Source organism: Salegentibacter haimaensis (assembly GCF_054121495.1).
Window position 1 is genome coordinate 1 of sequence record NZ_JBSYGH010000029.1, and the last position, 6,495, is coordinate 6,495.

Genomic DNA, 6,495 nt, shown 5'->3' on the forward strand with positions numbered 1-6,495 from the left:
CTTTCATACCATGAAAATAATACTATCCTGAATTATTTCCAATAAAAAAGAGACTGCCTTTTCAGACAGCCTCTTTTATTGCACCCATTATTGACTTTTTAATTTAGGCCCCTTAAAATTAGAGAATTACGAATATAAAGGCTTTTAATTGTTTTTGTTTCATTTTTACTTTCTTTTAGGCTTTTTTGCTTCATTTTATTCAGTGATTTGAATACTTTAGCGAAAATCACTTAAGGATAATCAGGACATGAAATTACAACAGCAGGGGCTCTATTCTCCCGAATTTGAGCATGACAATTGTGGCGCAGGATTTATTTGTAACCTGAAGGGTAAACAAAGCAATGACATTATTCATAAGGCCTTGAATATACTGGTGCGGTTGGAGCACCGGGGAGCAGTAAGTGCCGATGGAAAAACCGGTGACGGAGCCGGAATTTTAATTGAAATTCCTCACGAATTCTTCAAAAAGGCCTGCGATTTTAAGCTACCCGAATTTCGGGAATATGCAGTAGGGATGTGCTTCCTCCCGAAACAGGAAAATCAGCGAAAAATTTGCAGCGAAATTTTAGAACACGAACTCGAAGCTCAGGGTCTTAATATTCTAGGCTGGCGGGAGGTTCCGGTTAACCGGGCCTGCCTGGGAAGCATAGCCGCCTTATGCGAGCCTGCAATTTGGCAAATTTTCGTTGGTAAAACCGAAGATCTTACCGCCCGGGATTTTAATGCCAAACTTTTTGCGGCCCGTAAAATTGCCGAGCACCGGGTGGAGAAATCGGGGCTGTCGCAGGCCGATAATTTTTATCTTTCCAGCTTATCTACAAACACCATTATCTATAAAGGTCTTTTGATGCCGCAGGATATTAACGTATTCTACCGCGATCTTAACGAGCCCGATGTGGTTACCCGCCTTGCCCTGGTGCATCAGCGGTTTTCAACCAATACTTTCCCTACCTGGGATTTGGCGCAGCCTTTCAGGTATATGTGTCATAACGGAGAGATCAATACGCTTCGCGGTAATTTAAGCCGAATGAAAGCCCGGGAAGAACTTTTTGAAAGTGAAATCTTTGGCGATGACCTTAAAAAAATAGTTCCTATTGCTCCTGAAGGCAAATCAGATTCAGCTTCTATGGATACGGTGTTGGAGCTATTACTGCAAACAGGGCGTTCGTTGCCGGAAGCTATTATGATGATGGTACCTGAAGCCTGGGAAAAAAACCCGGCGATGTCTAACGAAAAAAAGGCTTTCTATGAATATAATGCCTGTATTATGGAGCCCTGGGATGGTCCTGCTTCCATTCCCTTCACCGATGGAAATTATATAGGCGCCCTTTTAGACCGAAACGGCTTAAGACCTTCACGATATACGCTTACCAAAGATGGATATGTGATTATGTCTTCAGAAACCGGGGTGGTAGATATTCAACCTGAAAATGTAGAACTACACGGAAGGCTGGAACCCGGGAGAATGTTTTTGGTAGATATGAACGAGGGCCGCATTGTGGGAGATGAAGAGGTGAAAAATAAAATTGTTTCTGAAAGACCTTATCGTAAATGGTTGGAGGAGCACCTGCTTCCGCTGGCCAAAGTGCCTTACACGGGCAATAAGACCCCGGTTGAAAAAACCGACATTACCACCCGCCAAAACCTGTTTGGTTATACCCACGAAGATATAAGCACCATTATTACTCCTATGGCCACCCAGGGCAAAGAAGCCATAGGTTCTATGGGAGCCGATATTCCGCTGGCGGTTTTATCAGATAAACCCCAGTTGTTATTCAATTATTTCAAGCAGCTTTTTGCGCAGGTTACCAATCCACCTTTAGATGGAATTCGGGAGGAAATCATCACCGATATTAGCCTTGCCCTGGGAGAAGACAGAAATATTTTTGATGTCATTCCTGAACAGGCCAAAAAGTTACGCATTCAGAATCCCGTGATCTCGAATGAAGATCTTGACAAAATCAAGTATATAGACCAGCCCGGTTTTAAGGCGCGTTCGGTTTCTATATTATATGAAGTGGAAAAAGGTCTGAACGGCGTTGAAAGCCGTTTGGATGAGATGATTAAAGAAATCACCCGTGCGGTCGATGAAAATTGCAATATAATTATCCTTTCCGATCGCAATACCAAAGAAGGCTTTGCTCCTATTCCCTCTCTACTGGCCTGTTCATTTGTTCATCACCGGGTGAAAGATTATAACCGTCGATCCTCCTTCGGAATTGTGATAGAATCGGCCGAACCCCGGGAACCCCATCATTTTGCTTTGCTTTTTGGTTATGGAGCCAGTGCGGTTAATCCATATATGGTAAATGAGATCATTCACAAACTGGTGGCCGATAAGGAGATCGAAATTGAAGATGCAGAAACAGCAGTTCAAAATTTCAATCAGGCCATTGGGAAGGGAATTATCAAGATTATGAATAAGATTGGGATTTCAACCCTTCATTCCTACAGAGGATCCCAGATTTTTGAAATCCTGGGTCTCAATCAAAAATTTGTAAACAAATACTTCAGCAACACTCCAACCCGAATTGAAGGAATTGGATTATATGAAATCGAAAAAGAAATTCAGAAACGCTATTCCAAAGCCTTCAGCAGCAGTGATGCAGAGCATTTAGACCTGGAAATTGGCGGGGATTACCGCTGGAGAAGACAGGGCGAAAGACATAATTTTAATCCGGCCAGTGTAGCTAAACTACAGCAGGCTGTAAAGCAGAACAGCTTACATGTTTACAAGGAGTATTCAAAACTCATCAATGACCAGAATGAACGGTTGATGACCCTTAGAGGTCTATTCAAATTCAAGGATCTCAACCCTATTCCTGTGGAGGAAGTAGAACCCTGGACAGAGATCGTAAAAAGATTTAAGACGGGGGCGATGTCTTTTGGTTCGATTTCGCGTGAAGCTCACGAAAATCTGGCCATAGCGATGAACCGGCTTAAAGGAAAGAGCAACTCGGGAGAAGGCGGGGAAGATCCGCAGCGCTTTAATAAAGACCTGGATGGCGACTGGCGAAATTCAGCTATAAAGCAGGTGGCTTCAGGAAGATTTGGAGTTTCTATAAACTATTTGACCAATGCTACTGAAATTCAGATAAAAATGGCTCAGGGCGCAAAACCCGGGGAAGGCGGGCAATTACCCGGGCCTAAAGTAAATCCCGAAATTGCTAAAACCCGTAATTCGACCCCCTATGTAGGTTTAATTTCACCTCCACCTCACCACGATATTTATTCGATTGAAGATCTTGCACAATTGATCTTTGATTTGAAAAATGCCAATCGCGAGGCCAGGATCAACGTAAAACTGGTATCGAAGGTTGGTGTGGGAACCATCGCCGCCGGGGTTGCCAAGGCTAAAGCCGATGTAGTTTTAATTTCAGGATTTGATGGGGGAACAGGTGCCTCTCCTCTAACCAGTTTGAGACACGCAGGCTTACCCTGGGAATTGGGAATTGCTGAAGCCCAGCAAACTTTATTGCTGAATAATCTTAGAAACAGAATTGTCGTAGAATGCGATGGCCAGTTAAAAACCGGAAGAGACGTAGCCATAGCCACTTTATTAGGCGCTGAAGAATTCGGCTTCTCCACGGCTCCCCTGGTGGCCAGCGGTTGCATTATGATGCGCGCCTGCCATCTTAATACCTGCCCGGTTGGGATCGCCACCCAGGACCCAGACCTTCGTAAGAAGTTTAAAGGAACCCCGGAAGATGTGATCAATTTTATGTATTTCGTGGCCCAGGAATTAAGAGAAATTATGGCAAGTCTTGGTTACCGAAGTATTGATGAAATGGTGGGTCGCAGCGAAAAGCTGGATATGAATTCTGCCATAGAACATTATAAAGCACAGGGTATAGATTTAAGCAATATTCTCTACAAACCAAAAATCGACGAGGATATGCCGTTACACAACACCGAAAAACAACAACATAATCTGGAAAATGTACTGGATTTTGAAATTTTAAGCAAAGCTCATCCGGCGATCTACCGAAAGGAAAAAATGAGTTTGGAATTTCCAATAAGCAATATTAACCGTACTACCGGAACAATATTGAGCAATGAAATTTCCAAAATTCACGGGGAGAAAGGTCTACCTCAAGACACTTTAAAACTGAATTTTAAAGGATCGGCAGGACAAAGTTTTGGAGCTTTCGCAACTCACGGGCTTCATCTGCATGTAACCGGAAATACTAATGATTATTTGGGAAAGGGACTTTCTGGAGCAAGGTTAAGTGTAAGCAAACCCCCGGAAGCCAGCTTTAAATCTAATGAAAATATCATTATAGGAAATGTAGCTTTATATGGAGCTATAAATGGAGAAGCCTACATAAATGGAATTGGCGGAGAACGCTTTTCCGTAAGAAATTCGGGAGCCAAAGCAGTGATAGAGGGTATTGGAGACCACGGCTGCGAATATATGACCGGTGGGGTTGCTGTTATCCTGGGTCGCATTGGCCGAAATTTCGCTGCAGGAATGAGCGGTGGAATCGCTTATATCTATAATCCTGAAGGAACTATAGACAAGACCAATTTCAATATGGAAATGATTGGCCTGGAAGGAGCTTCAGATGAAAATAAAAATGAATTGAAGACACTTTTGGAAAATCATGTAAAATTCACGGGTAGCGACCTGGCTGCTGAAATTTTGGAAAATTGGGAAAGCAATTCAGAAAAATTTATCAAGGTAATGCCTACCGAATATAAAAAGGCTTTAAAAATGCTGGAAGAGCAGGAGCAACAAGATGCAGATGTAGAACTAAAAACGGCTTAAGCAATGGGAAAATTAAGAGGATTTAAAGAATACGATAGAAAGGAAGAGGAAACTATAGAAGTTGAAAGCCGGGTAAAGAATTACAGCGAATTCACTAAAGAATTGCCCAATGCTGAATTACAAAATCAGGGTGCGCGCTGTATGGACTGCGGAATTCCGTTTTGTCATAGTGGTTGCCCCCTGGGAAATCTCATCCCTGATTTTAATCACGCGGTTTATAAGAATGACTGGAAAAAAGCACTGCATATTTTGCACTCTACTAATAATTTTCCTGAATTCACCGGAAGATTATGCCCTGCGCCTTGTGAATCGGCTTGTGTATTGGGAATAACCGATCCGCCGGTGGCTATCGAATTAATTGAAAAATATATCGCAGAAAGAGGATTTAAAGAGGGTTGGATCCAACCCCAACCGCCTGCAAAAAGAACCGGGAAGACAGTTGCAGTTATAGGCTCTGGTCCTGCAGGACTTGCCGCTGCGCAGCAGTTAAACCGAGCCGGGCATACAGTGACAGTTTTTGAAAGAGATAATAAACCCGGCGGACTTCTGCGCTATGGTATTCCCGATTTTAAATTGGAGAAACACATTATTGATCGAAGAATCGATCAAATGAAAGCCGAAGGAATTGATTTTAGGAATAATACCGAAGTAGGAGTTAATTATGAGGTTGAGAAGCTCAAGGAGTTCGATTCGATTGTGCTTTCAGGAGGAGCTACCAGCAGAAGAAAATTACCAATTAAGGGTGCCGACGCTAAAGGTGTAGAGCAGGCAATGGATTTCTTAAAACATAACAATGAAGTTGTAGATGGAATTTGTGCTAGGGAAGCCCGCTGGAATGCAGCCGGAAAGAATGTTATCGTAATAGGTGGCGGGGATACGGGCTCAGATTGTGTGGGTACCAGTAATCGACATGGAGCTAAATCGGTCACAAACTTTGAGATAATGCCCAAACCAAATGCCGAAAGAGATTTGGAGAATCCCTGGCCCTATTGGCCCTTTACCCTAAAGACAAGTTCTTCTCACGAAGAAGGTGTTGATAGAAACTGGAGTATAAGTACAAAGGAATTCGTGAAAGATGAGGCAGGGAATTTAAAAGCCTTGAAAACCGTAGAGATTGAATGGGTAAAGCAGGAAGGAAAACGCCCCAAATTGATTGAAGTCGAAGGTTCTGAAAAGGAATGGCCCTGTGACCTGGTGCTTCTTGCTTTGGGTTTCACAGGACCCGAAAAAACGCTTAGTGAGCAGCTAGACCTGGAATTGGATGACAGAACAAATATCGAAGCAGGAAAAACCTATCAAACCAATAAACCTAATATTTTTGTGGCAGGTGATATGCGCAGAGGCCAGTCGTTAATTGTATGGGCTATTTCTGAAGGAAGAGAAGCTGCTCATTATGTAGACGCCTATTTAATGGGAGAATCTAAACTTCCGCTTAAAGGTCCGGGTGATTTGCCTGCGGCTTAAATGTCATTATTTTTTTAGGAAAGAAGCCTTTTTCTCTAGTGAAAAAGGCTTTCTTTTTTATTGAAATCGAATTCTTTTTAGCTCAATAAAGATTTAGGGATACCTCTGAAGCTCCAGGATGCAAAGCTCTTTGTTCTCCTTTAGCGGAAGAATTTTGAATACAGGTTTCACCAGGAAACCGGGATAGTTCACTTTCCTCCAAAAAAAAGACCCTTACATTGCTGTAAAGGTCTTTTAAAAAACAAGGCGGTGATCCCTCGACT

General features: G+C 42.7%; 3 protein-coding genes. 2 read left to right on the forward strand and 1 reads right to left on the reverse strand.

Features of this window, described 5'->3' with window-relative positions:
- The first annotated feature begins 247 nt into the window (after positions 1 to 247).
- Positions 248 to 4,768, forward strand: coding sequence for a glutamate synthase large subunit (gltB, locus tag ACW6QP_RS15230; protein ID WP_457911737.1), 4,521 nt, complete (start codon positions 248 to 250; stop codon positions 4,766 to 4,768).
- A gap of 3 nt (positions 4,769 to 4,771) precedes the next feature.
- A complete protein-coding gene (locus ACW6QP_RS15235) occupies positions 4,772 to 6,232 on the forward strand; it encodes a glutamate synthase subunit beta (protein WP_457911738.1) in 1,461 nt (486 codons plus the stop codon).
- A gap of 82 nt (positions 6,233 to 6,314) precedes the next feature.
- Here ACW6QP_RS15235 and ACW6QP_RS15240 read toward each other — a convergent pair.
- Positions 6,315 to 6,495, reverse strand: a 181-nt coding sequence (locus tag ACW6QP_RS15240; RefSeq protein WP_457911739.1) for a hypothetical protein, incomplete at its 5' end; no start/stop codon positions are given.